This window comes from Candidatus Thiodiazotropha endolucinida (assembly GCF_001715975.1).
GTDB classification, from domain to species: Bacteria; Pseudomonadota; Gammaproteobacteria; order Chromatiales; family Chromatiaceae; genus Thiodiazotropha; species Thiodiazotropha endolucinida.
On the sequence record NZ_MARB01000006.1, the window covers coordinates 95735 to 120471 of the forward strand.

Consider the following 24737-nt stretch of genomic DNA (forward strand, 5'->3'; position numbering starts at 1 on the left):
CAAGCAGAGAGACAGTATCGCAACAATGACGGGAGAAGATTCATGGATCTTACAATAGAGACTATTTTGAACACTTACATTATTCCCTGGGGAACCAAGATCGTTATGGCACTGTTGGTGTTCATTATCGGTCGATGGATAGCAAAAATGCTGACCCGTACGCTGAAAAGACTCATGGAGAGAGGGGACATCGACCAGATGCTGATCAGTTTCCTCGGTAATATCGCATACGCAGTACTGTTGGCAGTGGTGGTGCTTGCCGCGTTGGAGCAACTCGGTGTCAATACAACATCTGCACTGGCTATTTTGGGTGCTGCAGGCCTGGCCGTCGGTTTGGCATTGAAGGATTCGTTGGCAAGCTTTGCTGCGGGTGTGATGCTGATCATCTTCAGGCCGTTTAAATTGGGGGATTTCGTCGAAGCAGGCGGTGTGTCCGGCGTGGTTGAGGAGATCCGCATCTTCCACACGGTTCTCAAGACCGGTGACAACCGCGAGATCACCATGCCCAATGCGCAAATATATAGCGGCACTATCATCAACTATTCCGCCAGGAACACAAGACGAATCGATCTGGTGATCGGTATCGGTTATGACGATGACATTAAAAAGGCAAGAGACCTGCTACAGCAGATCCTCGATGCCGATAGCACAGTGCTAAAAGATCCCGCGCCGACGATTATGTTGTTGGAATTGGGCGAGAGCAGCGTCGATTTTGCTGTACGTCCCTGGGTGAGATCGGGGGATTACTGGGTGACGCGGGCAGCGCTGCTTGAAGCCATCAAGACGACATTTGATAAGCGGGGTATCAGTATTCCCTACCCGCAACGGGATATTCATATGATTCAAGCGACAGCTGCCTAGGAGTTGTAGCCGCCGTATCCGTAATTTAAAAAAACCTGGAGGTTTGATTATGCACATTAAAAGAATTGCCATAGCCCTGGCCTTAACGCCGATACTGATCAGTAGTCACGCAGTGGCAGAAAAGGGACTGGCCTACGATAGTGTTAATTCGGTTTGGCGTACCGGCTATGGTGAGTGTTGGACCACCTCCCACCGTGACAAGGCACCGGCTGATACCAGCTGTTTCGGTGAGCCGGCAATGGAAATGACAAAGGCTGAAGGCGATGCCGACAATGATGGTGTTGTGGATAGTAAGGACCAGTGCCCCGGTACGCCTGCCGGGGTACAGGTCGATGACAAAGGATGCGCCCTCGACAGTGATGGAGACGGTGTGGCCGACAGCAGTGATAAATGCCCGGATACGCCTGCCGGCGCAAAGGTCGACGCCAGTGGCTGTGAGCTGGATAGTGATGGCGACGGCGTGGCCGACAGTAAGGATGACTGTCCAAATACGCCTGCCGGCGCTACGGTAACCGATGCCGGGTGCGCGGTTCAGATCGTCTTGCAGAATGTCCTGTTTGATCTCAACAGCGATAAGGTCAGCGGTGAATACACATCCACATTGAACCAAATTGCCGATTCACTCAAGGCACGTCCCGATATCAAATCGATTGAGGTTATCGGACATACCGACTCCACGGGTTCTGCGGCCTATAACCAGTCCCTTTCCGAGAGGCGTGCGAAGGCAGTGGCTGACAATCTTAAGGCACAGGGAGTGAATGGCGCACTGTTCACCACCAAGGGGATGGGGGAAGCGTCTCCCGTTGCCGACAATGCAACAGCAGAAGGGCGCGCGCAGAATCGGCGTGTCGAATTGAAACTTGACTAAATATTGTCAATAAACAATGTTCATTAAGGCAACAGCTTGACTTTTGTCATGCTGTTGCCTGGAACTTACTGCGTATTATGAGAACACTTATGTTGACACCATCGCCAGGCAGTGGTCAGTTAGTAGGCATGGATCAGCTGAATCCTGAACAGCCGCAGCAGGTATGTCCGGTGTGTTTGAATCCTCGCCAGTATGGTGGGATTGTATGACGTTAACTACCTTGGAGTCATCTATGCGAATAGCCTATTTGGAAGATGATAAAGTGCAGTCAGCGGTAATGAAGGAATGGTTGGAAGCTGAAGGCTATGTCTGCAGGGCATTTGATAATGCTGATGCTTTTATGCGTGAGTTGCGTCATGAAACCTATGATTTATTGATAATGGATTGGGAATTACCGGAAAAAAGCGGTGTAGAGGTGCTCTCCTGGTTGCGTGGCGACCGGGAGTGGGATCTGCCCGTATTCTTTATCACCCACAGGGATGGTGAAGCTGACATCATCGAAGCGCTGGAAAAAGGTGCCGATGACTACCTGGCGAAACCGGTCAACCGCGAAATCATGCTGGCACGGATCAAAGCCCTGGTCAGGCGGCATAGTGGTCGGCGCGATCATTTGGAAGTGAGTGGTTTTTCACTTAACAAGGATAACAAAACGCTCACCTTGAACGGTGAGCCTGTGGATATGACGGAGAAGGAATTTCAATTGGCGTGGATGCTCTTCACCAACATCGGACGCCTGCTTTCCCGCGACCATCTGCTGGAGAGCATATGGGGATTCGGACCAGGCCTGATGACCCGTACTGTGGATACTCATATCAGTCGACTCCGCCGTAAACTAGGTCTGACACCGGAGAACGGATGGCGTCTGAAGGCGGTCTATCACCAAGGTTACCGTCTCGAGCAGCTGACCGAGCAAGAGTAGTTCGCTGGAATCCCGGCTTGAGCGGGTATATCCTATTGCATGCTGATTCCGGCATGGATCGCCAGTAATATTATCCTGAAATCGAACACATAGGGTCATTTCGAAGGTCCGGAGCGGAAGCCGATTGAGTGATCTTCAAGTCCAAATTGTGGTCGATGAGTAACTGGCAAGATGACTAGAATCATCACATCGCTCCTGTTCTTCGTCCTTGTTGTGATAACGGGACAGGCATGGTCGGAAGACTGGGCCTATCGAATTCACGAGGGAGAGAATCTTTCCATCATCGCAGAACGCTTCCTCAAGTCGGAATTCACCCCCGAGCAATTACAGATCTACAACGGTATCGCCAATAACACAGAAATTCCGATCGGAACTGAGATCCGTGTGCCGATCGACTGGCTGAAAGAGGTGCTTGCGGGCGTAAAGGTCAAAAGTGTTTTCGGGGATGCCTCTCTGCAGCGAACGGGAGCGAGCGTATCAATCGTTTTGGTAGCAGGTACGATGCTCAATGCTGGTGATAGAATTTCTACCGGTGTCGGTGCTTCAGTTTCATTGCAATTCGCGGATAACTCCACACTGTTGATCGGCGAACAGAGTGAAGTGGTATTCGATGCACTCTCATCTTTTCATGGCATGGGTATGCTGGATACTAGGATTCGCCTGCAACGGGGGCGAATCGAGAATCGCATCAAGCCGCTTAGAAAGCCCGAATATCGATATGAAATACACACCCCGGCTGCAGTGACCATGGTCCGTGGCACGGAATTTCGCGTCTTTTCGGATGCCGGGGATGAACAGACCCGCAGTGAAGTGACTGAGGGGAAGGTCAGCATCACCGCTGAAGGTGAGACTGTATTGGTTGAACAGGGAGAGGGGACTCTGATAGAAAAGGGTAAGCCCCCGTCTCCCCCGCGTGCGCTGTTGGCACAGCCGGATCTGACGGAAATAACACACCAATTCACGATGGATGGCGTAGTGATTGAATGGTCACCGCTTGTCGGGGCGGCAGCCTATCGCTATCAGCTTACTAACAGGGAGGAAGGGATGGTTGCAGGGGGAATTAGTTCGGGCAATCGCATTGAGTTGTCGCGACTGCTTGCGGGCGATTACCGGATCGCATTGAGAGGTATTGACGAATTGGGATTTGAGGGATTCAATGCTTATCGTGATTTCACGCTGGAAGCGGTGGCGACATTGCCTGTGCGGGTGGAGCCCGAAGGACTGACAACACCGACGCTCTTTCGACCGCAGTTCAGTCGCCATGGTATCCACATCCAATGGACACAGGTAGCGGGTGCTTGGGCGTATAGGTTGATTCTTGCCAGAGATGTCGAACTTGAGGACAAGCTTTTCACGAGGTTGTCCGAAGATAACGCATTCATTTTGCAACCCTTGCCCCCAGGGCACTACTTTATCGGTGTGGAGGCGCTATCTGCGATAAACGATGATCGATCACGATCCGATATATACCGTATCGGCATACCTGTTTGGTGATGGCGCAGTGTGATGGTGGAGCTTCCATGACGGGTAAAAGATGAGGGATGACATAAACCCTACAGGTACGGTGACACGATCCAAGACGTACTCAGAACGTACACGCAGTGCTTTGATCATGTTGCTGCTGACCAGCTTGTTGGCGGCCAGCAACTGGCTCTGGCGATGGGATCTGCTGCTGTATGATTTGCAGATGGGTTTTATCTCCAAACCCGTTGCTGAAGATATCATTATCGTCGCGGTGGATGAAAAGAGCCTGGATGCCCTGGGACGTTGGCCCTGGTCGCGTCAGATACACGCAAAGCTTGTGGACCGTCTCACCCAGGCAGGGGCCAGAGCCATTGTCCTCGATATCCTGTTTGCCGAGCCAGACCGAATCGATCCCGAATCAGACAACCAACTGATCCAGGCAATTGCCGCCAGCGAACGCGTGTTTATGCCGGTTATTCTGGAAGAGCATCGGCAGGGAGGAATGCTGGTGGAGTCAATGCCATTGCCGGCGCTCTCAAATGTGGCTGCTGGGCTGGGGCATGTGCATATGGATCTGGATGCTGATGGCATTGCCCGTGGCGTGTTTCTCTATGAAGGATTGGGCCAGGCGTATTGGCCGCATTTGATGTTGTCTGTGTTGAACTGGTTAGAACCCGGGGGGGAGGGAATGCGTACCGCACCCACCAGCCGACAGGCGCCGAATATCCACACAATCAACCGACATACCCATCGCCTGATACCCTTTTATGGTCCGGCAGGTCACTATCACCGATACAGCTACAGTCAGGTACTCGATGGCGATTTTCTACCCGATCTCTTCCGCGACAAGGTTGTATTGGTTGGTGTTACGGCGACTGGGATAGGTGATGCCCTGCCTACCCCTGTGTCCGGCTATGGGGTGCCTATGCCCGGTGTGGAGATCAACGCCAATGTCCTGCAGAGTCTGAGACAGGATGAAGCGATTACCCCGGTTCCCTATCTGCCCCATTTGTTGGGCAGCGCCCTGGTCGTGGTTCTCCCCTTTGTCCTCTACCCCTACTTTCCCACCCGGGCGGCGCCTCTCGTGTCCCTGGTTCTTCTGGTTGGTTTTTTTCTTTTTACCATTGCGATGCTGCACGGGGCAGAGTATTGGTTTCCGCCATCCGCCGCCTTGCTCGGGTTGTTGCTGAGTTATCCATTATGGAGTTGGCGGCGACTTGATCAAGCGGTGCGTTACCTCAACGAACAGCTTGAACGCATGCAACGTGAGCAGCGTCTATTGCCTGTGGAACAGCCTCCCAGCGATATGACTACGGCAATGGAGTTTCTTGCCAGATTGATGCCGTTGCAGGGATGGGTGCTGTACGATGCTGACAGCGGCAAGCAACTGCTGCAAAGCGGCACAACACTGGGACCGCCATTGGAGTCTCTGGCAATCGGCGCATGGCAGCGATCAGGCGCAGAGCTATGGACTGAGATACAACGACCGGATATCGCCTGGCGATTGGGTTTGATCTGGCCGAGAAATGAGGTGCCGGTGGGCCGCTCGATGAAGCTGGTCGACGAGTTTGCCCTGCAATTCTCACTTGAATCAGAAGCCAAACAGGACAGTGTGCTGGAAAGAGTGGAATTGCGCATGCAGCAGATGCAGGAGGCCAATGCCCGTTTGCAGCGCTTTCGCCATCTGATCAGTAATGCGGTGGGACAGATGGATGACGGGCTGATGGTCATCAATGGCCTCGGACAGGTTGTGATGTCAAATCCCCGAACCTCTTTCTATCTTGGCCATCCGGCCGAAAAGGAGCTGTTGGGCGAGGATGCCTATCACCTGTTAAGCGTTTTGGAGATACAAGGTGCGGATACCTGGCAGGAAGTCTTCAGGAAGGTATTGCTGCATAAAGAGCCTGTACGTTTTGAAGCCGTTCGCCCCCCCGATACTGAACTGTTTGTCCAGCTGAAGGCCCTCGAAGCGGTTGATACGGAGTTTCCGGGCATGATTATTAACCTCTCGTATATCGGCGCGTTGAAGCGCTCAGAACGCACGCGGGCAAAGATGCTGAATTTTCTCTCCCACGATATCCGTTCTCCCATCACCTCTCTGCTCTCATTGACTCAGTCCAGGCAGCTGTTGGATGGGAATGCAAAGGAGATGGCCGAACAGATTCAGCCTTTGGCGCGCCGCTCGCTAAAATTGGCGGATAATTTCCTGCGCCTGGCACGGGCCGAGGTTGCCGAAACCACCTCATTCACCGATACCAATTTCATTGAGGTGGCACATAATGCCGTAGACGAGGTCTATGTCCAGGCTAAAACCAAGCAGGTAAGGTTGCAGCGGTTGTTTAACGAGGATGAAATGTGGTTGCGGGGTGATCTGGGCTTGCTGGAGCGGGCCCTGGTCAACCTGCTGGAGAATGCGATTAAATTCTCTCCGCCACAGAGCCAGGTGACGATGACCCTGTCGATCAAACACTCTCGACTGATATGTGAGATCGAGGATCAGGGGGCCGGTATCCCGGAGCACCAGCTGAATGACATCTTTATGCCGTTTATGCAGGCGGATTCAAATCAAATCCTGCGTAAAAAAGGTGTTGGTCTGGGGCTGAGTTTCGTCAAGGTGGTCGCGGAGAAACATCATGGATCGGTAGCGGCGAGTAATGGGGAGAATGGCGGTGCGGTGTTTACACTCAATCTGCCGTGTGAGGATAGTGCGTCCCCTTAAGGCGTTTACTGTCCGCGCGGGATAGCAGTTCGGTAAAACCGTGTCGAGGGTGTTTGTTTGCGGCAAGGAAAAGTGTGCATAATGGAGGTTTTCGACAGATTATCCGGAGTGACCGATGCCGCAATACCGTTCCCGTACAACCACCCATGGGCGCAATATGGCCGGTGCCAGGGCCTTGTGGCGGGCCACAGGCATGCAGGATGGCGACTTCGATAAACCGATTATTGCGATCGCCAACTCGTTTACCCAGTTCGTTCCGGGCCACGTACATCTGAAGGATCTTGGGCAGCTGGTTGCTAGAGAGGTTGAGGCGGCTGGTGGAGTGGCCAAAGAGTTCAATACCATTGCCGTGGACGATGGCATCGCCATGGGGCATGGCGGCATGCTCTATTCCCTGCCATCAAGGGATATCATAGCCGACTCCGTGGAGTATATGGTCAACGCACATTGTGCCGATGCGCTGGTCTGCATATCCAATTGCGACAAGATTACCCCAGGCATGCTGATGGCTGCACTGAGATTGAACATCCCGACCCTGTTTGTTTCCGGTGGTCCCATGGAAGCGGGCAAAGTCCGGTTGCATGGCAAGGAATACCACCTCGATCTTGTCGACGCCATGGTATCGGCTGCCAATCCGGATGAGAGTGACGAGGATGTAGAGAAGATCGAGCGATCAGCCTGTCCCACCTGTGGCTCATGCTCAGGCATGTTCACCGCAAATTCCATGAACTGCCTCACCGAGGCCTTAGGACTGTCGTTGCCCGGTAACGGTTCGCTGCTGGCGACCCACGCCGATCGGAAACAGCTCTTTTTGGAAGCGGGGCAGCGTGTCGTCGAGTTGGCTAAACGTTGGTACGAGCAGGAGGATGCCACGGTCCTGCCACGTAATGTGGCGACTTTCATGGCCTTTGAGAATGCCATGAGTCTGGATATCGCCATGGGTGGTTCCACCAATACCGTACTGCATCTGCTCGCCGCAGCTTACGAGGGTGAGGTCGATTTCACCATGGCCGATATCGACCGGTTGAGTCGTAAAGTGCCTAACCTTTGCAAGGTCGCCCCCGCCACGCAACAGTTTCATATGGAGGATGTGCATCGGGCCGGTGGAGTGATCGGCATCCTGGGAGAACTGGACCGTGCAGGTTTGGTCCATCGCGATGTGCCAACTGTCCATGCGGCCAGTATCGGTGAAGCAATCGATCGCTGGGATATTGTTCGCAGCATGGAGGAGGAGGCGCGAAACCGCTATCTGGCGGCACCCGGTGGCGTGCCCACACAGGTAGCTTTCAGCCAGTCGTCCCGCTGGCCTGACCTGGATCTCGATAGAGAACAGGGCTGTATTCGGGATCTCGAACACGCCTACTCCCAAGACGGGGGGTTGGCCGTCCTGTATGGCAACCTGGCAAATCAGGGATGTATCGTCAAGACGGCCGGTGTGGATGAATCGAATCTGAAGTTTAGCGGCCCGGCACGTATCTTCGAGAGTCAGGAGAGTGCTGTAGAGGCGATTCTGAATGACAACATCCAAGCGGGCGATGTGGTCATCATTCGCTATGAGGGTCCCAAAGGGGGACCGGGTATGCAGGAGATGCTCTATCCGACCAGTTATCTCAAGTCAAAGGGCTTGGGCAAGGCCTGTGCGTTGATTACGGATGGCCGTTTTTCCGGCGGTACATCCGGGTTATCCATCGGACACTGTTCGCCCGAGGCGGCGGAAGGCGGAAATATCGGTTTGGTGGAGGAGGGCGATATCATCGAAATCGATATCCCGGGGCGCAGCATACAGGTAGCGTTGGGCGATGATATGCTGCAGCAAAGGCGCGAGACCATGATCGCAAGGGGTAACCAGGCCTGGCAACCGGTCGGCAGAGAGCGGACAGTATCTCAAGCCTTGAAGGCATATGCCGCATTGACAACTTCGGCTGCCCACGGTGCTGTCCGGGATCATACTCAACTCGATAAGGTGTGATGCGGCCACACCTTGTCTTGTTTTTTATCATTGCGGGTTGTAGTGGAGGTGATCCGACAGCCACCAATCCCGTATTGATTTACGAGGACGCGTTTGAGAACTCGCTCGATGAAGTGGATATCCTGGCCGAAGGGGGTACCATGGTGCGCGGTTTCGATGCCTGGTTGAAACTGTCTCCCAAGTTGACGACCCTGCATCCTCGCAATGAGGCTGAATATGCCTATCGTGATTGCGAAGAAATGGTGGACTGGTTTCATACCGTTAGCGGTGATGATAACCTTCAGCGGCCGTATAGCGGACTGGTCTGCCAGGTTTCCAAGGAGACCAGATTCAAGTTTGACAATGGTCGCTGGCTATTAACAGACCGAAGTCGGGGTTTATCCTATTATCGGATCTGGAAATATAATAACTGAATAACAATAACATTTTATTTTATAGCTATGACAAATATTCACCCTGATCCATTAGGGATATAAAAAAACCTGAGTAAGGTGTAATCAGCCGGAGGCGGATGGTGTATTTTGATCTCAAGCGGTGTTATCTGTTTGCTCACCTGGATGATAGTCAATTCGAACATGTGAAAAAGATGGCTCATCAGGTAAGGCTCAGGGATGGTCAACTCTTTTTTCAATTAGGTGATCCGGCTACCCACTTTTTCCTGGTGCTGCAGGGGCAGATGAAACTGACACGCCTCTCCATGCAGGGGCAGGAAAAGGTGATCGAGATTATTACGCCGGGACAGACCTTCGCAGAGGCGCTGATGTTTGGTGAGCACCCGGAATATCCTGTGAATGCCGTTGCAATCGGTGATACCTATCTTTTGAGTTTCGAGAGCGCCCCGTTTCTCGAGATACTGCGGGGGTCCATTGACACCTGCTTCAAACTCATGGGGGATATGAGTCATCGTCTCAAGAACCTGATTCGAGAAATCGATGAACTGACCCTGCAGAGCGCCAGCTGTCGTGTTGCCAGTTTCCTCTGTAAAAGATGGCAAGCCGGGATAAGCGACAGTAGCAACAGTTTTGAACTTCAGACCCCGAAAGGGGTAATTGCCTCCAGGCTTTCAGTGACACCGGAGACCTTCTCCCGCATATTGCACAATTTTTCCAATCAGGGGTTGATCCATGTGGATGGCAGCCGGGTGGAGGTGCTGGATGGGAAAGGGTTACTTGAGTTTGCGGATATAACCGGCAAGATCAACCGGGAAATCTCGCCCACTTAAGGGTGATAGCGTTGTGAATTGCCTTGGCTTTTACATCCATTGAGGCATTCATCCTGTTTGCCGGGTATACTCTCCCACCTTGGCGATAATCAACCTTTTTAGTAGATAGTGATGAAGGACAGTTTCCCATTCCCAGTAGCTCGAATCGGCCTCATCGGCGGCGGTCAGCTGGGACGCATGATGGTCAAGGCGGCAAAGCGCCTGGGGTGCACTTGCGTGGTCCTCGACCCGTATCCCGGTTCCCCTGCAGGACAGGTTGCCGGGCATCAGATAATCGGCGGATATCACGATCCTGCAAAATTGCGTGAGCTGGCGGAATCCTGCGATGTGGTGACATTCGAGCTGGAAAATATCGATACAGAAACCTTGATCCAGCTAGAGCGCGAGGGGCATCGCATCAACCCTGCTCCTGCTTTGCTCTCGGTGTTGCAGGACAAGCTGTTGCAGAAGCAGTTTCTGGCACACAACGATATTCCCACGGCAGAGTTTGTGGAGATGCCGGAACCCGAGTTACAAGCCTTTGAATCATTTGGCTTTCCGCTGGTGCAAAAGGCGCGTCGCGGAGGCTATGACGGTCGCGGTGTCTCGGTGATGCCGGTTGCGGAGGATTTCGACAATCATCTGCCAGTGGCGTCATTGGTGGAGCGATTCGTGGACGCCAAGAAGGAGCTGGCGGTGATGGTTGCCCGCAACCAGGAGGGGGAGTGCATTGCCTATCCCACGGTGGAGATGTGTTTTCGCCCGGGTGAGAATGTCCTCGATCTGCTGCTCTGTCCTGCTGCAGTGAGTGCCGAGACAGCTGCGGCGGCGGAGGCACTGGCGACGCGCACCATCGATGCGCTGCAAGGGGTGGGTGTATTTGGCGTTGAGATGTTTCTCACCCGGAATGACCAACTATTGGTCAATGAGATCGCTCCGCGTACCCACAACTCAGGCCATCATACTATCGAGGCCTGTATCACCGATCAGTTTGAACAGCATCTGCGAGCCATATTGGGTCTGCCCCTCGGCGCCACCGATCTGCTCTCACCCGCGGCGATGATCAACCTGTTGGGTGATACCGGGGCGCGTGGCAGACCCGTGATCGAGGGTATGGCGGCGGCCCTGTCGATAAAAGGCGTCTGTCTGCATCTGTATGGCAAAGCGGATGTGACGCCCTACCGTAAGATGGGACATGTCACCGTACTCGATCCAGATCTTGATGAAGCCAGAAGTAAAGCGGAGCATGTGCGCGAACTGATCAAAATTAGTGGAGAACAGCATCCATGAACCAACCAGTTGTGGGCATAATCATGGGAAGCGATTCCGATCTTCCCGTCATGCAGGAAGCGGCGAAGGTGCTGCAGGAGCTGCAGGTACCCTATGAGATGACCATCGTTTCGGCGCATCGCACACCCGACAGACTCTATGATTATGCCCAACAGGCGGCAGACCGGGGGCTGCAGGTGGTCATTGCCGGTGCGGGCGGCGCCGCCCATCTCCCGGGTATGGTGGCTGCTATCTCACCACTACCGGTCGTTGGCGTACCGGTTAAGACCTCCACCCTGAGCGGCGAGGATTCCCTGCTCTCCATCGTGCAGATGCCGCCGGGTGTGCCGGTTGCCACCGTCGCCATCAATGGCGCACGCAATGCCGGTATCCTGGCGGCACAGATTCTCAGCACCGCCCAGCCCGAGCTGCGCCAACGCATCATCGACTTCAAGCAGGCCCTTGAGACGATGGTGATGTCCAAGGTCGAGGCGATGGCGAAGCAACAAGGTGGCTAATACTGCCTAGTATAAAAGTCCGCAAATGAACGCTAATGAACGCAAATAAGTGCGAAATACTTTATTAGCGCGTCCCCTGGTTCCCACGGTCCACCGTGGGAATCCATACTTTGTCCCACTACTCGCTGATATCTGCATTCCCACACAGGAGTATGGAAAAGAGAGCAGAGTATCTTCTTAAAAATTTGCGTTCATTTGCGGACTATTTACCCCGTCCAGCTACACTTACTAGGTTGAAATGCCGGAGTTTCTCCCCAATCTGTAGGGTATCTAAGAATTTTTCGGAGTATTACCCATGCGAATGGACCGTTTGACCAGTAAATTCCAGATGGCGCTGGCGGATGCCCAGAGCCTGGCTGTCGGGCGTGATCATCAGTTCATCGAGCCGGTGCACCTGATGATCGCCCTGCTCGATCAGGATGGGGGGACTATCCGCCATCTGCTCACCCAGTCCGATGTCAATGTCAACCAGTTGCGCTCTAGCCTGAGCGCCGCCATGGAAAGGCTGTCCAGCGTCGAGGGTGCGGCGGGAGATCTGCATATCTCGAATGACCTGGGACGGCTGCTGAACCAGACTGACAAGCTGGCACAACAACGTAACGACCAGTACATCTCCAGTGAACTGTTCGTGCTCGCGGCAGCGGAGGATAAAGGAGAACTGGGTGAGATGCTGCGTACAGCGGGCGGATCCAAGGCCGCCCTGGAGCAGAGTATCGAGAAACTGCGTGGCGGACAGAATGTGGACGATCCGAATGCAGAGGATCAGCGCCAGGCGCTGGAGAGGTACACCATCGATCTGACGGAGCGTGCGGAGCAGGGCAAGCTGGATCCCGTGATCGGGCGTGACGACGAGATTCGTCGCACCATTCAGGTACTGCAACGTCGTACCAAGAACAATCCGGTTCTGATCGGCGAGCCCGGTGTGGGCAAGACCGCCATCGTGGAGGGGCTGGCACAACGCATCATCAACGGTGAGGTGCCGGAGGGTCTGAAGAGCAAGCGGCTGCTCTCTCTCGATATGGGCGCCCTGATCGCCGGGGCCAAGTTTCGCGGTGAATTCGAGGAGCGCCTCAAGGCGGTACTCAACGACCTGGCCAAGCAGGAGGGGCAGATCATTCTGTTCATCGACGAGCTGCATACCATGGTCGGCGCAGGAAAGGCCGAAGGCTCCATGGATGCGGGGAATATGTTGAAACCCGCTTTGGCACGGGGTGAACTCCATTGTGTCGGGGCCACCACCCTGGATGAGTATCGCCAATATCTGGAGAAGGATGCCGCCCTGGAGCGCCGTTTCCAAAAGGTGATGGTGGAGGAACCCAGCGTGGAAGATACCATCGCTATTCTGCGCGGTCTGAAGGAGCGCTACGAGGTCCACCACGGGGTGGATGTCACCGACCCCGCCATCGTGGCGGCGGCAACCCTTTCCCACCGTTATATCAGCGACCGCCAGCTGCCGGACAAGGCCATCGATCTGGTGGATGAGGCGGCCTCCCAGATCCGCATGGAGATCGACTCCAAACCGGAGGAGATGGACCGGCTGGAAAGACGCCTGATACAGCTCAAGATAGAGCGTGAAGCGCTCAAAAAGGAGTCGGACGAGGCCTCGAAGAAGCGCTTGGCGGAACTGGAGGCGCATATCGATCGCCTGCAGCGGGAATTCTCCGATCTGGAAGAGATATGGAAGTCGGAGAAGGCGGCGCTGCAGGGTACCACGCATATCAAAGAGTCCCTTGAAGAGTCCAGGCTGGAACTAGAGACGGCCCGCAGGGCCGGCGACCTGACACGCATGTCCGAGTTGCAGTATGGCCGCATTCCCGAACTGGAGCGGCAGCTCGATATGGCGGCCCAGGCCGAGATGCAGGAGATGAAGCTGTTGCGCAACAAGGTCTCGGAAGAGGAAATCGCCGATGTGGTAGCCAAATGGACCGGCATTCCGGTTTCCAAGATGCTGGAAGGGGAGCGGGACAAACTGCTGCGTATGGAAGAGGAGCTTGGCAGACGGGTAATCGGTCAGGAAGAGGGCGTGCGCGCGGTCAGCGATGCTATACGCCGCTCCCGGGCCGGGCTCTCCGATCCCAACCAGCCCAATGGCTCGTTTCTTTTTCTCGGCCCCACCGGTGTCGGTAAGACCGAACTGTGCAAGGCCCTGGCGGAGTTTCTTTTCGATACCGAGGAGGCGATGGTGCGCATCGATATGTCGGAGTTCATGGAAAAACACTCGGTGGCGCGACTGATTGGCGCCCCCCCCGGCTATGTCGGTTATGAAGAGGGCGGCTACCTGACCGAGGCGATACGCCGTCGCCCCTATTCGGTGGTGTTGTTGGACGAGGTCGAGAAGGCCCACCCCGATGTCTTCAACGTGCTGCTTCAGGTACTCGATGACGGCCGTCTCACCGACGGGCAGGGTCGAACAGTGGATTTCCGCAATACAGTCATCGTGATGACCTCCAATCTGGGATCACAGGTAATCCAGGAGATATCCGGTGAGGAACACTATCAGGAGATGAAGGCGGCGGTGATGGAGACGGTTCGGCAGAACTTCCGTCCCGAATTCATCAACCGGCTGGACGAGATCGTGGTCTTCCACCCCCTGGCCAGCGAGCAGATCCGGGCCATTGCAAAAATCCAGATCGACTACCTGCACAAGCGGCTGTCGGATCACGAGATGGGGTTGGTGATCACCGATGCGGCCCTCGACCGGCTGGGCGAGGCCGGTTTCGATCCGGTGTATGGCGCGCGGCCGCTGAAACGGGCGATCAGGCAGCAGCTGGAGAATCCGCTGGCACAGGAGATCCTGGCGGGCCGCTTCGGGCCTGGGGATACCATCGAGGTGGATAGCACCGAGGATGGTTTGACCTTCAGCAAACGACAACAGGTTACTGCGGCTTAAGTTGATAAGTCCGCAAATGAACGCTAATTAACGCAAATAGTTGCCAATTATGCTTTAGAGAATTTGCACAGGCAGGATTGCACAAAAATCTGCAAACAGATAATGCGTCGTGCTGAACTTTACACAACTTTATTATTTCTTAAATTTGCGTTTATTCGTGTTCATTTGCGGACAATATTCTTAATTGTTTGCCATCTTAAGGTAGCTTCTGTGAAGCCGTTCGGTGGCGTTGATCAGCGCTTCAAGGCTGCCGTTGTTTTCGATGACATCGTCCGCACCCTGCAGGCGGGTCTGGCGGTCGACCTGGCTGGTCATGATCTGTCGGATCTGTTCCCTGGATATCTCGTCACGTGCGAGCACCCGTTCGATCTGCAGCGATTCGTCGCAATCCACCACCAAAACCCGATCGGCAAGTGACATCTGACCAGTTTCAAACAGGAGCGGAATCACCAGCACGGCGTAGGGGGCGGATTGCCTGGCAAGCCAGCTCTCCATTGCTTCCCTGATGCGGGGATGCAGGATCCCTTCCAGCCGTCTGCGTTGTTGCGGATCGTCGAACACGGTTTTGCGCAAAGCTGCTCTGTCCAGCACCCCGTTGCCATCCACCAGCTCCTCTCCGAAAGTGGCTTGAATCTCCAACAGTGCGGGTGAACCGGGTTTGACCAGCTGATGGGCGAGCTGATCGGCATCGATAACCGGTACGCCCAATGACTCCAGATGGGAGGAGACAGCGCTCTTACCGCTGCCGATACCCCCTGTCAGGGCAATCACCAACATCACATCATACCGGACCAGCGCAGATAGGCGGTGTTGATCTGTTCCCCCCACATCAGGCTGATCCAGCCCGCGGCCGCCAGATAGGGACCGAAGGGGATGGGAATATTACGATCGCGACCGCGCACTACGATCAACAGGATACCGACTACAGCGCCAACCAGGGCCGAGAGCAGGATGATCTGTGGCAGATAGTGCCAGCCTAGCCAGGCCCCGAGCATCGCCAGCAGTTTGAAATCCCCATACCCCATGCCCTCCTTGCCGGTGAGTCGCTTGAAAAGCTGATAGACGCTCCACAGAGAGAGGTACCCGGCAGCGGCGCCGATAAGGGCGGTGCGCGGGTCGGTGAATACATTCCCAAGACTGATCAGTAATCCCAACCAGAGAAAGGGGAGAGTGATATTATCGGGAAGCAGCTGGACATCGAAATCGATCACGCTGAGGGCGATCAAGGCCCAGGTCAGAAAGAGTGCCGCCAGAGTGGCCCAGGTGAAGCCGAAATGGTAGGCGACAGCAAAGGAGAATAGACCGGTCATTGCTTCAATAACCGGGTATCTTGGACTGATTGGAGCCTTGCAATTGGAGCAGCGACCTCTCAGTAGCAGCCAGCTAATGACCGGGATATTCTCCCAAAACCGGATCTTATGGCGGCACTTGGGGCAGTGGGAAGCGGGTTGGCTGAGATTATAGGGCTCTGAAGGTGTGGTTGCCTGTTCGCCGTTCAATTCGGCACAGTCACTGCGCCATTGGTTCTCCATCATTTTCGGCAGACGAAGAATGACAACATTAAGGAAGCTACCAACCGCGAGACCGATAAATAACGTAAAAAGCAGATAGGCCCAGTCGTATTGCTGAATGAAATCGAAAACAACCACGTAATGCTATGCTCGAATCGAAATAAACTGATGACTAGTTTATATTACCGAACCCATCTTAAAGATTGGCAGGTACATGGCGACGACCAGTCCGCCAACAAGGGTACCCAGTACAACCATAATGATGGGTTCCATCAGACTGCTCATAGCATCAACAGCATTGTCGACCTGTTCCTCATAAAAGTCGGCTACCTTGTTTAGCATATCGTCCAGAGCGCCTGACTCTTCACCGATAGAGACCATCTGCACCACCATATTGGGGAAAAGGTTACGTTGTCTCATGGCAAGCTGCAGTGACTGGCCGGTGGCTACATCTTCCCGCATCCGTAAGACGGCGTCACTGTAAACGACATTGCCAGTCGCACCTGCGACGGAGTCGAGTGCTTCAACCAGTGGTACACCAGCAGCCGACATGGTGGCGAGTGTGCGGGAAAAGCGGGCAATTGCCGATTTATTGAGAATCATGCCTATTACAGGGATTTTAAGTAGTAAACGATCGACAGAATGTCGAAAACTACGGGAACGTTTCCATATATTTGTAAATACATAAACAACTGCTACGACCCCAAGTAGTATGGCCCACCACCAGTCTCGTGTAAAATGAGATAGATTTACCACGAGTTGGGTAAATGCCGGCAGATCAGCACCAAAATTCGAAAAAAGTGATTCAAACTGGGGGATTACAAATATGAGTAATATGGCCGTTACAGCAATGGCTGCAGCAATGATCGCAGCCGGGTAGAACATCGCTTTTTTGATTTTTCCCTTGATCGATTCCGTTTTTTCCTTATAGGTGGCAATTTTATGCAATAGGGTCTCGAGTACGTCAGCGTGTTCACCTGCGCGAACCAGATTAACGAACAGATCCTCAAAATACAACGGGTGCTTTTTCAAGGCATCCGCCAAGGCGGTGCCACCTTCCACATCCGCTTTAATGGTGAGGATCAGCTCCTGCATGGAGGGATTCTCATGTCCCCGGCCTACGATATCGAACGCCTGCACCATGGGGACACCGGCAGACATCATGGTTGCCAATTGTCGGCTGAAGACAGTGACGTCGGCGCTGGTTATCTTCTTTTTGCTAGTGAAGATGGACGTGGCCTTTTTTCTGACCTTAAGGGGCGTTACCCCCTGTCGGCGTAGATCCGCCTTGACCATGTTGATATCGGTCGCACGGCTTTCGCCCGTTAGGCGTGATCCTTTTTTATCCATCCCCTCCCAGGTGTAGAGGTGGGATTTTACCTGAGCTTTTTTTCTAGGAGGCGCCATGGATTAGTCCTTGGTTACCCGGTTGAGTTCTTGGAGGCTGGTAATTCCCTGCATAACTTTACGCAGACCGGATCGGCGCAGGTTATTGACACCCTCTTTATCCGCTTGCTCTTCCAATTGCAGTGATGATCCGCCTTCCATAATGATCTTTCCCATCGTTTCAGAGACGGGCATAACCTGAAATATACCAACACGACCCTTGTAACCACTGGTACACAGATCACATCCCACCGGTTTGTAGGTGGCGAAGCCTGTGTCAATATCCTTTTCAGTGAATCCTTCCTCCAAGAGTGCCTCTTTGGGTAGGTCGTCCTGCGTCTTGCAGTGTTCGCAAAGCCGCCTGGCGAGACGCTGGGCCATGATGAGCAATACCGAGGATGCAATGTTAAAGGGCGGTACACCCATATTGGCCAGACGGGTCAGAGTCTGGGGGGGCGTCGTTGGTGTGCAGGGTGGAGAGGACTAGGTGGCCTGTCTGAGCTGCCTTTACGGCAATTTCAGCAGTCTCCAGGTCACGTATCTCACCCACCATGACGATATCCGGATCCTGGCGCAGAAAGGCCCGCAAGGCTTCAGCAAATGTCAATCCGGTCTTAACATTGGTATTGACCTGGTTGATGCCCGCCACCTGAATCTCCACTGGGTCTTCGGCGGTTGAGATATTGACTTCAGGCTTGTTGAGCAGATTCAGTGCGGTGTAGAGACTGACCGTCTTACCGCTACCGGTGGGGCCGGTGACCAGGATCATACCATAGGGCTTGTTGATGGCATCAAGAAACTTTTCGCGCTGCTCCTCCTCGAACCCGAGCGCCTCGATACCGAGTTGCGCGCTGGTGGGATCGAGGATGCGCAGCACAATCTTTTCGCCATATAGGGTTGGACATGTATTGACACGGAAATCGATGGCGCGGGACTTGGAGAGTTGCATCTTAATACGGCCATCCTGGGGGACGCGCCTCTCGGCAATATTCATGCGCGACATGACCTTGATACGGCTGGCTAGACGGTTGGCCAGGTTGGAGGGGGGGTTGGCGACTTCGTGTAGCAGGCCATCCTGACGATAGCGAATGCGGTAGGTGTATTCATAGGGTTCAAAATGGACATCGGAAACACCCTGTTTTATGGCGTCCAGCAGTATCTTGTTTATATAACGGACGACCGGCGCCTCGTCGACATCCAGCTTAGATTCGTCGTTTTCCTGTTCATCATCGCCACCGGAAATATCCAGGTTGTCCAGGTCGGCATCCAGCAACTCATCCATGCCGGTTTCCTGGGCCTCCATGACCTTGTCGATGGCCCGTTTGAGCTTGTCCTCCTCGACCAGGATCGCCTCTGAAGCGAGGCCTGTATTAAATCGGATTTCATCCAGGCCCTGGTGGTTGGTAGGATCAGATACGGCAAGAAATAGACGGTTACCACGACGAAAAATGGGTAATGCATGGTGGCTGCGGACGAGCTTCTCGGCAACTGCGTCAGTGGGTATGACACCAGGGTCAATTACATCGAGGTCGAAGATGGGCACGCCAAATCCCCGTGAGGCGGAAATGGCGATATCAATACTGTTTAATATATTGTTTTCAACAAGATAGCTTACATACGGCACCTTGGTTTTCAGTGCTTCCGCAAAGGCAGACTCAGCCTTCTCTTCACTGATCAAGCCATCTTGGATCAAACAGCGCCCAAGCCCGCTTAGGTTTATTTGTGGTGTAGTAGTGGCCATCCGTTAAATATCTTATTGTCACTTATGTATCAATGTGTATCGGCAATAATTCTAGATTATTTAGAATCACACCTGGAACAATCAAAGTTTAGCTATTTTTTTACCATCGCAAATAAGTTAAGTACCACTAACACTTATGGCCAGTGTTTACCTCATTGCGTGATGTTAGTTTTTAACATGTAATCTACCATCTCGCCGATATGATGCCTTTCCTTCTATTTCTATCAATTGTAGAAGTAATGTCTTTCTCTTCATCTCTTTCTAATTTGGGAGAAACCCTACAATTTCACCATTTATTTTGTTGGTTATCAATTTGCCTTTGCTGTTACTGTTTATTAATAAGTAAAAAAGTAAGTTATTACTACCATATTTGAGTGCAAGTTGTTCAAGTTGGAAGGAATCATCATTATGGCTAGGTAAAATCTTGTCAAATGTCATGCCTTGTGCATTGACAGTATCCTGATAATTACTAAGCAATCTATATAGCTCAGGTTTGTATGCAGGCTGACCTATACTGCCAGATAGCCAGTCTTTTACTAACTCAATTTGTTTTTTTGCATCCTCGGGGAGTTCTACATAGACGCTGATCGGTCCCTGGAAAATACTGGGCATTGCCACATCATGGCTTTCGTTATTGTTAGCGATTATGTCAGACTGAGTAACTACGTAAAAAATACCCGTGTCGAAAGCCAAATAAATCGGGCGGCCGAGGTAGATTGTTCTAACACCACCCACCAATCCAATGGTTTGAATAAGTATGATGATGAAGATATCCCGAGCAAATTGATGCCTGGGTTTACGTGGATTGGCAATAATAGCTGTCATTGAGGGGCCAAGAGTCAAATACACAAACACCAGTACCCAGAAAATTTTCCAAACTGGCATCATGTTGGTAAACGGCTTAGGATACCAGGTCATGAAGGTTAATATGAAAAAAACCGACAGAATGATTAGACTTGCAAGTAAATGAATACTAAATGATTTGAAACGAAAACTATACAAATATAAACTTCTGATTTTCATTAAAGAATGTTTTGTAGATACTGCAATGTACATTCATCCTGACGCATAAAAAGAGAAAGGGGCATAACCCCTTTCTCTTATGTATCAATAGGCTTGTTTTTTAAACCTTACTGACGGCAATTTGCCGGTAGAAATTTATCATCGATAGTTGTGGCTGAAGCGATTTTACCTGCCGGAGGATTGGCGCTACAAATCCATTCAATCGTTCCCTGTGAGTTATCATCAGCAATGTTAGTGCTGTCAATCTGTGGCATGTATGCCAAGACATTGTTTGCAGCCAATTGGGCGATACCGCCAAGCGTGATCCTGATTTGCCCCATTTCTGCGGCGACATTGTCAATATCAACATCTGTAATGAGGGAGGTTAAAATGTTACCTGCGGTAACTTCAGCATCAATAACAGTTTGATATGCGGTTATACCAGCTGTTCCTCTATCAGCAAACATATCTACCACACCTGCTTTCAAGGCGCTTGAAGCAATTGCACCCTCGGAGACTTTTGCACGAACGGTGTAGTCCTGGTAAGCGGGAATTGCAATAGCGGCCAATATTCCGATTATCGCAACGACAATCATTAGTTCGATAAGGGTAAAACCTAGATGATTTTTCATGGGTATAAAGCTCCATTCATTTGAGTTTGTTTCTAAAGTATCGGCGATCCGTATGAAATCTTTAATTCGTAGTTCACACCGGATTGCTATTTATTCCGCAGAAATCGTGCCATTATCCTTTGGTTTATTATAATATGCATGATATGTGTCTGTTTTAAATGACAAAATGTATTTATTGACTAGTCTATTTGACTGAAACTACATTAGGTGCCGCTTAATAGATAGAACGTAATAATGCGCATGTTATTGTTCGAAAGTGACAAAAAATGTCATTTATAAAATCAAATATAGGAAATACGTCTGCCTGCAACTTATGGCAGTTAACTAATTAAATCTGGGTAAACCGCCGCCTCTGGCGGTGAGGAATGAAAGGGCTCTGCCGTTCCGGCATACAGAATTATATAACATTCTTGCAGATGCCTCGTTGTTTTATTCCGAAATTCAGAATAAGCAATCTATGGAACGCTAAGGTCAGGGAATAAGGTTGATATTTAGATAGTTAAGTTACCAAGTAGGGATTGAGTTGTTAGACAGTTTTGCGATACGAAACCATATCCATATGTTGTTGAGGATTCTGTCTGGGCACAGCGTAACGCACATGTTAGGTTTTCTGAAAGGTAAGTCAGCAATATGGATAATCGGAGATTATCTGCAAGTGAAGAGGAATTTTTACCAGACGTCACTTCTGTGTCCGAAGCTGTTGTGTCAGAACAACACTAGGATTAGATGAGGATGATCTAAGATTACAGCAATGCAAGTTGTCTGCTAACCGTATATTTAGGTTGGTCTTAGTTAATACCAAATTTTTCAAGTCGATAGCGTAGGGACCTGAGTGTCATGCCAAGTTTTTTTGCAGCCGCTGTTCGGTTCCAGCGTGTCTCTTCTAGGGCCTGTATGATGGCCTCCCGCTCTACCTGTTCCATTTTATCGCCTAATGGTCGTTCGTGTGAATCGGCTGCCTGGACAATCTTTGTCTGGTGGTACTCGGGCAAATGGAGATCCTCTTCAAGCAGCTCCGATCCCTCGAGCAGAGTGAGGGAGCGTTCGAGGATGTTTTCCAGCTCGCGGATATTCCCCGGAAAGCTGTACTCCTTCAGTTTTCTCAAGGCGGGTAGGGACAGCTTTGACTTTTTTGTTCCAGTTTCACGGGCCATGCGAGTGAGGAAGTGTTGGGCCAACAGGGGGATGTCTTCACTTCTCTCACGTAAAGGCGGTAGCGGAAGCTCAATTACATTGATGCGATAGAAGAGATCCTGCCTGAATTCACCGTTTTCCACCAGTTCGGTTAGATCCTTGTGGGTGGCGCTGATGATGCGTACATCCACGGGGATCTCTTGTTGGCCGCCCACCGGCCGGACCTGTTTCTCCTGAATTGCCCGCAGCAGTTTGACCTGCATGTGCAGGGGCAGGTCTGCGATCTCATCCAGGAACAGGGTCCCTCCGTCCGCGTTGAGAAACAATCCCAGATGATCGCCGGTGGCGCCGGTGAAACTGCCCTTCTTATGGCCGAAAAGCTCGCTCTCCATGAGTTCCCGGGGGATGGCGCCGCAGTTGACGGCAACGAAAGGGTGATCGGCGCGCGGGCCCAGTTGATGAACCTGCCGGGCGGCTAATTCCTTTCCGGTGCCCGACTCGCCGCTGATGTAGACGGGGGCCTGGCTGCGGGCAAGCTTTTTGATGAGTTCACGTACCCGCTTCATGGGCGGCGAGTTCCCCAGCATAGGGGATTGTTCACCTCTTGGTGGTCTATCGGGTTCTGGGCTTTGGGTTTTCTGTTTACCCAGCTTAATCGCCTGCTGTACCAGTTTGCGCAGCATTTCAAGGTCGACGGGCTTGGAGACGAAGTCGAATGCTCCCGCCTTAAGGGCCTCGATGGCTGATTCCATGTTACCGTGGGCGGTGATCATGGCCACGGGCAGCTGCGGATAGGTTTCGCTAATATGCCGAACTAATTCGATGCCGTTGCCGTCGGGCAGTCGCATGTCGGAGAGGCAGAGGTCGAAGGTTTGCTCGGTGAGTATTTTTCGTGCCCCGGCCAGGTCGAAAACCGAGTGGGCATCTATGCCCATGCGGATCAAGGTGATTTCCAGCAATTCACAGATGTCCGGTTCATCATCAACGATCAGTGCTATCGGCTGGGTCATGCGGATCGGCTCCCGGATTGCCATTGGTCAAAATGGAGGCGAAAGCAGCTGCCGCCTGTCGGTCCTGGAATGTATTCCAGGCGGATACGATTTGTTTCGCTTAACTCTTTGGCTATATATAGCCCAAGTCCTGTACCTGTATTGCGGGTGGTGAAAAAAGGCTCAAAAATCTGTTTGGCCACCTTGGGTGCGATGCCGGGGCCATTGTCTATGACATCCACCACGGGGTGATCAAACTCCTGCAGGATTCCACCGATGATCTGTACACTAAGGTTGTCTTTCGGACCATGCTCCCTTGCATTGTTGCAGAGATTGGTCACGATCTGTCTGAGTTGTTCAGGATCGGTAGTTATCGCTGTGTCTTCAGGCTCGATCTGCAGCAGTACCTCGGATCTCTTGAATCCTTGATGCTTTATCAGATCGTTTCTGACCTTTTTCAACCAGGATTTAAGTTGGATCTTCTCCGGACTGCCCGGGTCTCGTCGGGAGAGTTGCAATACATTCTCGATGACTTGATTCACTCTGGCGGTATTGGTCTTGATGATCTCCGTCAGCCTTTGGTCCGCCGGATTCATGTTGGGGGATTCATCGAAGAGTTGACTGGCGTGACTGATCGCTCCCAGGGGATTACGGATCTCGTGGGCGATGCTGGCCGTCAGTCTACCCAACGAGGCCAATTTCATCTGTTGTGCCTCTCGGGTGATCTGGGAGGTGTCCTCAAGAAATATCAACATATCCCCTTTCTCCTCACCGCCTAACGGATTGAAATGGGCCCTCAATTCGGGCCCCTGGCGTTGAGATCGGAAATTGTAGTAACGCCGTTTCGAGCCAGAGTGGTGTTTTCTCAACATATGAGCGAGTTCCGGCGAGGCCTTGACCAGTTGATTCCCGCTGGTGGTGGTCGGCATGCCGAGCAGGTGCCAGGCGGGATCATTCATCATGATGATGGTGCCGGAGGTATCGATTACCAGTACCCCGGTGCGCATGTGCTGGATGACATAGGCATTGATTTTTGCCAGGTGGTTCAACTCATTGGCCCTGTCCTGCGCCAGTTTTTCGCTGGCCCGCACACGGCCGCTCAGCACCAGGGTAAGCAGGGCGGTGGCGAAAAAAACGGCGCCAAGGAACCCGGCCTGAACGAAGCGGGGAGATATGAAAGTCTTGCTCAGGGAGATATATATTTGATCCGTGATCACCGCCAGTGCCGCCAGGGCGGCAAACAGCAGTGCGGCGCGGCCATCTATAATCAGCGCGCCGGCAATGATTGACACGGCGATCAGCATGCCCATGCCGGTCTGAACACCGCCACTGGCATGGGTCAGCAGGAGAATGGCGCTGATGTCCACGAACAGGGCCAGGTAGGTTTGCTGCACGGGATTAGGGGAACGCCAGAGAAAAAACAGCACGGAAACGAAGGTCAAAGCGGTATAAAGTGTGCCGGTGATCGCAAACAGCTCGGGCACCACTGATCCTAAAAATGTAGGTCCGCTGCCTGAATAGAAAAAGAACATCAGGGTAAGTGAAAGGGTGATTCGATAGAGCAGATAGAGGCTGAGGGAACGCCAATGAGTATGGTCAGCTCCTTTGTCGGCTTGGCCGCTGTTTTTCAGGGTATCATCGAGTGAGTCAAGCCAGTTCAGCAT

General features: G+C 52.5%; 19 protein-coding genes and 1 pseudogene. 12 read left to right on the forward strand and 8 right to left on the reverse strand.

All coding sequences use genetic code 11. The features are described 5' to 3' along the window. Positions 1-42: 42 nt before the first annotated feature. The 11 genes from CODIS_RS06610 to clpB all read left to right on the forward strand — a co-directional run bounded on the left by CODIS_RS06610 (position 43) and on the right by clpB (position 14678). Positions 43-861 carry a mechanosensitive ion channel family protein gene (locus CODIS_RS06610; protein WP_069122579.1) on the forward strand — a complete coding sequence of 273 codons (819 nt, stop codon included), beginning with the start codon at positions 43-45 and terminating at the stop codon, positions 859-861. Positions 862-910: 49 nt separating this feature from the next. Further along, the gene (locus CODIS_RS06615; protein WP_069122582.1) at positions 911-1729 is read left to right on the forward strand and encodes an OmpA family protein; all 819 of its coding nucleotides are present in this window, start codon (positions 911-913) and stop codon (positions 1727-1729) included. A 232-nt stretch (positions 1730-1961) separates the two neighbouring features. Further along, positions 1962-2648: a response regulator transcription factor gene (locus CODIS_RS06620; RefSeq protein WP_069122585.1), complete on the forward strand. Its 687-nt coding sequence runs from the start codon at positions 1962-1964 to the stop codon at positions 2646-2648. A gap of 171 nt (positions 2649-2819) precedes the next feature. Continuing rightward, entirely contained in the window at positions 2820-4142 is a 1323-nt protein-coding gene (locus tag CODIS_RS06625; protein ID WP_069122588.1) for a FecR family protein, read from the forward strand. 40 nt (positions 4143-4182) lie between these two features. Continuing rightward, positions 4183-6831, forward strand: a complete 2649-nt coding sequence (locus tag CODIS_RS06630; protein WP_069122591.1) for a CHASE2 domain-containing protein — start codon at positions 4183-4185, stop codon at positions 6829-6831. 115 nt (positions 6832-6946) lie between these two features. Then, positions 6947-8800: a dihydroxy-acid dehydratase gene (gene ilvD, locus CODIS_RS06635; protein ID WP_069122595.1), complete on the forward strand. Its 1854-nt coding sequence runs from the start codon at positions 6947-6949 to the stop codon at positions 8798-8800. Beyond that, positions 8800-9213, forward strand: coding sequence for a hypothetical protein (locus CODIS_RS06640; RefSeq protein ID WP_069122598.1), 414 nt, complete (start codon positions 8800-8802; stop codon positions 9211-9213). Before ilvD ends, CODIS_RS06640 begins: the two co-directional genes overlap by 1 nt. Before the next feature lie 98 nt (positions 9214-9311). Further along, on the forward strand, positions 9312-10022 hold the full coding sequence (locus CODIS_RS06645; protein WP_235615148.1) for a Crp/Fnr family transcriptional regulator: 711 nt from the start codon (positions 9312-9314) through the stop codon (positions 10020-10022). A gap of 111 nt (positions 10023-10133) precedes the next feature. After that, complete coding sequence (locus CODIS_RS06650) at positions 10134-11291, forward strand: 5-(carboxyamino)imidazole ribonucleotide synthase (RefSeq protein WP_069122602.1); 1158 nt, start codon at positions 10134-10136, stop codon at positions 11289-11291. After that, positions 11288-11788 (forward strand): 5-(carboxyamino)imidazole ribonucleotide mutase, encoded by a 501-nt coding sequence (gene purE, locus CODIS_RS06655; RefSeq protein WP_069122605.1) that lies wholly within the window; start codon positions 11288-11290, stop codon positions 11786-11788. The genes CODIS_RS06650 and purE overlap by 4 nt, the downstream gene beginning before the upstream one ends. 295 nt (positions 11789-12083) lie before the next feature. Then, positions 12084-14678, forward strand: a complete 2595-nt coding sequence (clpB, locus tag CODIS_RS06660) for an ATP-dependent chaperone ClpB (protein WP_069122608.1) — start codon at positions 12084-12086, stop codon at positions 14676-14678. Between the two features lie 180 nt (positions 14679-14858). On the opposite strand, the gene coaE is transcribed toward clpB, so the two are convergent. From coaE to CODIS_RS06690, 6 genes and pseudogenes are all read right to left on the reverse strand, one after another. Beyond that, positions 14859-15455, reverse strand: coding sequence for a dephospho-CoA kinase (coaE, locus tag CODIS_RS06665; protein WP_201259012.1), 597 nt, complete (start codon positions 15453-15455; stop codon positions 14859-14861). Next, a complete protein-coding gene (locus CODIS_RS06670; RefSeq protein ID WP_069122611.1) occupies positions 15455-16327 on the reverse strand; it encodes a prepilin peptidase in 873 nt (290 codons plus the stop codon). The genes coaE and CODIS_RS06670 overlap by 1 nt, the downstream gene beginning before the upstream one ends. Positions 16328-16366: 39 nt before the next feature. Further along, positions 16367-17596: a type II secretion system F family protein gene (locus CODIS_RS06675; protein ID WP_069122614.1), complete on the reverse strand. Its 1230-nt coding sequence runs from the start codon at positions 17594-17596 to the stop codon at positions 16367-16369. Positions 17597-17599: 3 nt separating this feature from the next. After that, positions 17600-19316, reverse strand: a pseudogene (gene pilB, locus CODIS_RS06680) (type IV-A pilus assembly ATPase PilB). Positions 19317-19577: 261 nt separating this feature from the next. Beyond that, positions 19578-20234 carry a hypothetical protein gene (locus tag CODIS_RS06685; RefSeq protein ID WP_154723035.1) on the reverse strand — a complete coding sequence of 219 codons (657 nt, stop codon included), beginning with the start codon at positions 20232-20234 and terminating at the stop codon, positions 19578-19580. Between the two features lie 212 nt (positions 20235-20446). Continuing rightward, positions 20447-20950 carry a pilin gene (locus CODIS_RS06690; protein WP_069122623.1) on the reverse strand — a complete coding sequence of 168 codons (504 nt, stop codon included), beginning with the start codon at positions 20948-20950 and terminating at the stop codon, positions 20447-20449. Between the two features lie 523 nt (positions 20951-21473). Between CODIS_RS06690 and CODIS_RS21700 the strand changes: the two genes are divergently transcribed. Next, positions 21474-21680, forward strand: coding sequence for a transposase (locus CODIS_RS21700; RefSeq protein WP_162420152.1), 207 nt, complete (start codon positions 21474-21476; stop codon positions 21678-21680). A 58-nt stretch (positions 21681-21738) separates the two neighbouring features. Here CODIS_RS21700 and CODIS_RS06695 read toward each other — a convergent pair whose 3' ends face one another. Then, a complete protein-coding gene (locus CODIS_RS06695; protein ID WP_069122625.1) occupies positions 21739-23094 on the reverse strand; it encodes a sigma-54-dependent transcriptional regulator in 1356 nt (451 codons plus the stop codon). After that, complete coding sequence (locus tag CODIS_RS06700; RefSeq protein WP_083220593.1) at positions 23091-24737, reverse strand: sensor histidine kinase; 1647 nt, start codon at positions 24735-24737, stop codon at positions 23091-23093. The genes CODIS_RS06695 and CODIS_RS06700 overlap by 4 nt, the downstream gene beginning before the upstream one ends.

Bases quoted from the DNA above. Each gene is read 5' to 3' on its own strand.
- CODIS_RS06610 (WP_069122579.1), top strand. From the start codon at position 43: ATGGATCTTACAATAGAGACTATTTTGAACACTTACATTATTCCCTGG.
- CODIS_RS06615 (WP_069122582.1), top strand. From the start codon at position 911: ATGCACATTAAAAGAATTGCCATAGCCCTGGCCTTAACGCCGATACTG.
- CODIS_RS06620 (WP_069122585.1), top strand. From the start codon at position 1,962: ATGCGAATAGCCTATTTGGAAGATGATAAAGTGCAGTCAGCGGTAATG.
- CODIS_RS06625 (WP_069122588.1), top strand. From the start codon at position 2,820: ATGACTAGAATCATCACATCGCTCCTGTTCTTCGTCCTTGTTGTGATA.
- CODIS_RS06630 (WP_069122591.1), top strand. From the start codon at position 4,183: ATGAGGGATGACATAAACCCTACAGGTACGGTGACACGATCCAAGACG.
- ilvD (WP_069122595.1), top strand. From the start codon at position 6,947: ATGCCGCAATACCGTTCCCGTACAACCACCCATGGGCGCAATATGGCC.
- CODIS_RS06640 (WP_069122598.1), top strand. From the start codon at position 8,800: ATGCGGCCACACCTTGTCTTGTTTTTTATCATTGCGGGTTGTAGTGGA.
- CODIS_RS06645 (WP_235615148.1), top strand. From the start codon at position 9,312: ATGGTGTATTTTGATCTCAAGCGGTGTTATCTGTTTGCTCACCTGGAT.
- CODIS_RS06650 (WP_069122602.1), top strand. From the start codon at position 10,134: ATGAAGGACAGTTTCCCATTCCCAGTAGCTCGAATCGGCCTCATCGGC.
- purE (WP_069122605.1), top strand. From the start codon at position 11,288: ATGAACCAACCAGTTGTGGGCATAATCATGGGAAGCGATTCCGATCTT.
- clpB (WP_069122608.1), top strand. From the start codon at position 12,084: ATGCGAATGGACCGTTTGACCAGTAAATTCCAGATGGCGCTGGCGGAT.
- coaE (WP_201259012.1), bottom strand. From the start codon at position 15,455: ATGTTGGTGATTGCCCTGACAGGGGGTATCGGCAGCGGTAAGAGCGCT.
- CODIS_RS06675 (WP_069122614.1), bottom strand. From the start codon at position 17,596: ATGGCGCCTCCTAGAAAAAAAGCTCAGGTAAAATCCCACCTCTACACC.
- CODIS_RS06685 (WP_154723035.1), bottom strand. From the start codon at position 20,234: ATGACCTGGTATCCTAAGCCGTTTACCAACATGATGCCAGTTTGGAAA.
- CODIS_RS06690 (WP_069122623.1), bottom strand. From the start codon at position 20,950: ATGAAAAATCATCTAGGTTTTACCCTTATCGAACTAATGATTGTCGTT.
- CODIS_RS06695 (WP_069122625.1), bottom strand. From the start codon at position 23,094: ATGACCCAGCCGATAGCACTGATCGTTGATGATGAACCGGACATCTGT.
- CODIS_RS06700 (WP_083220593.1), bottom strand. From the start codon at position 24,737: ATGCTGAACTGGCTTGACTCACTCGATGATACCCTGAAAAACAGCGGC.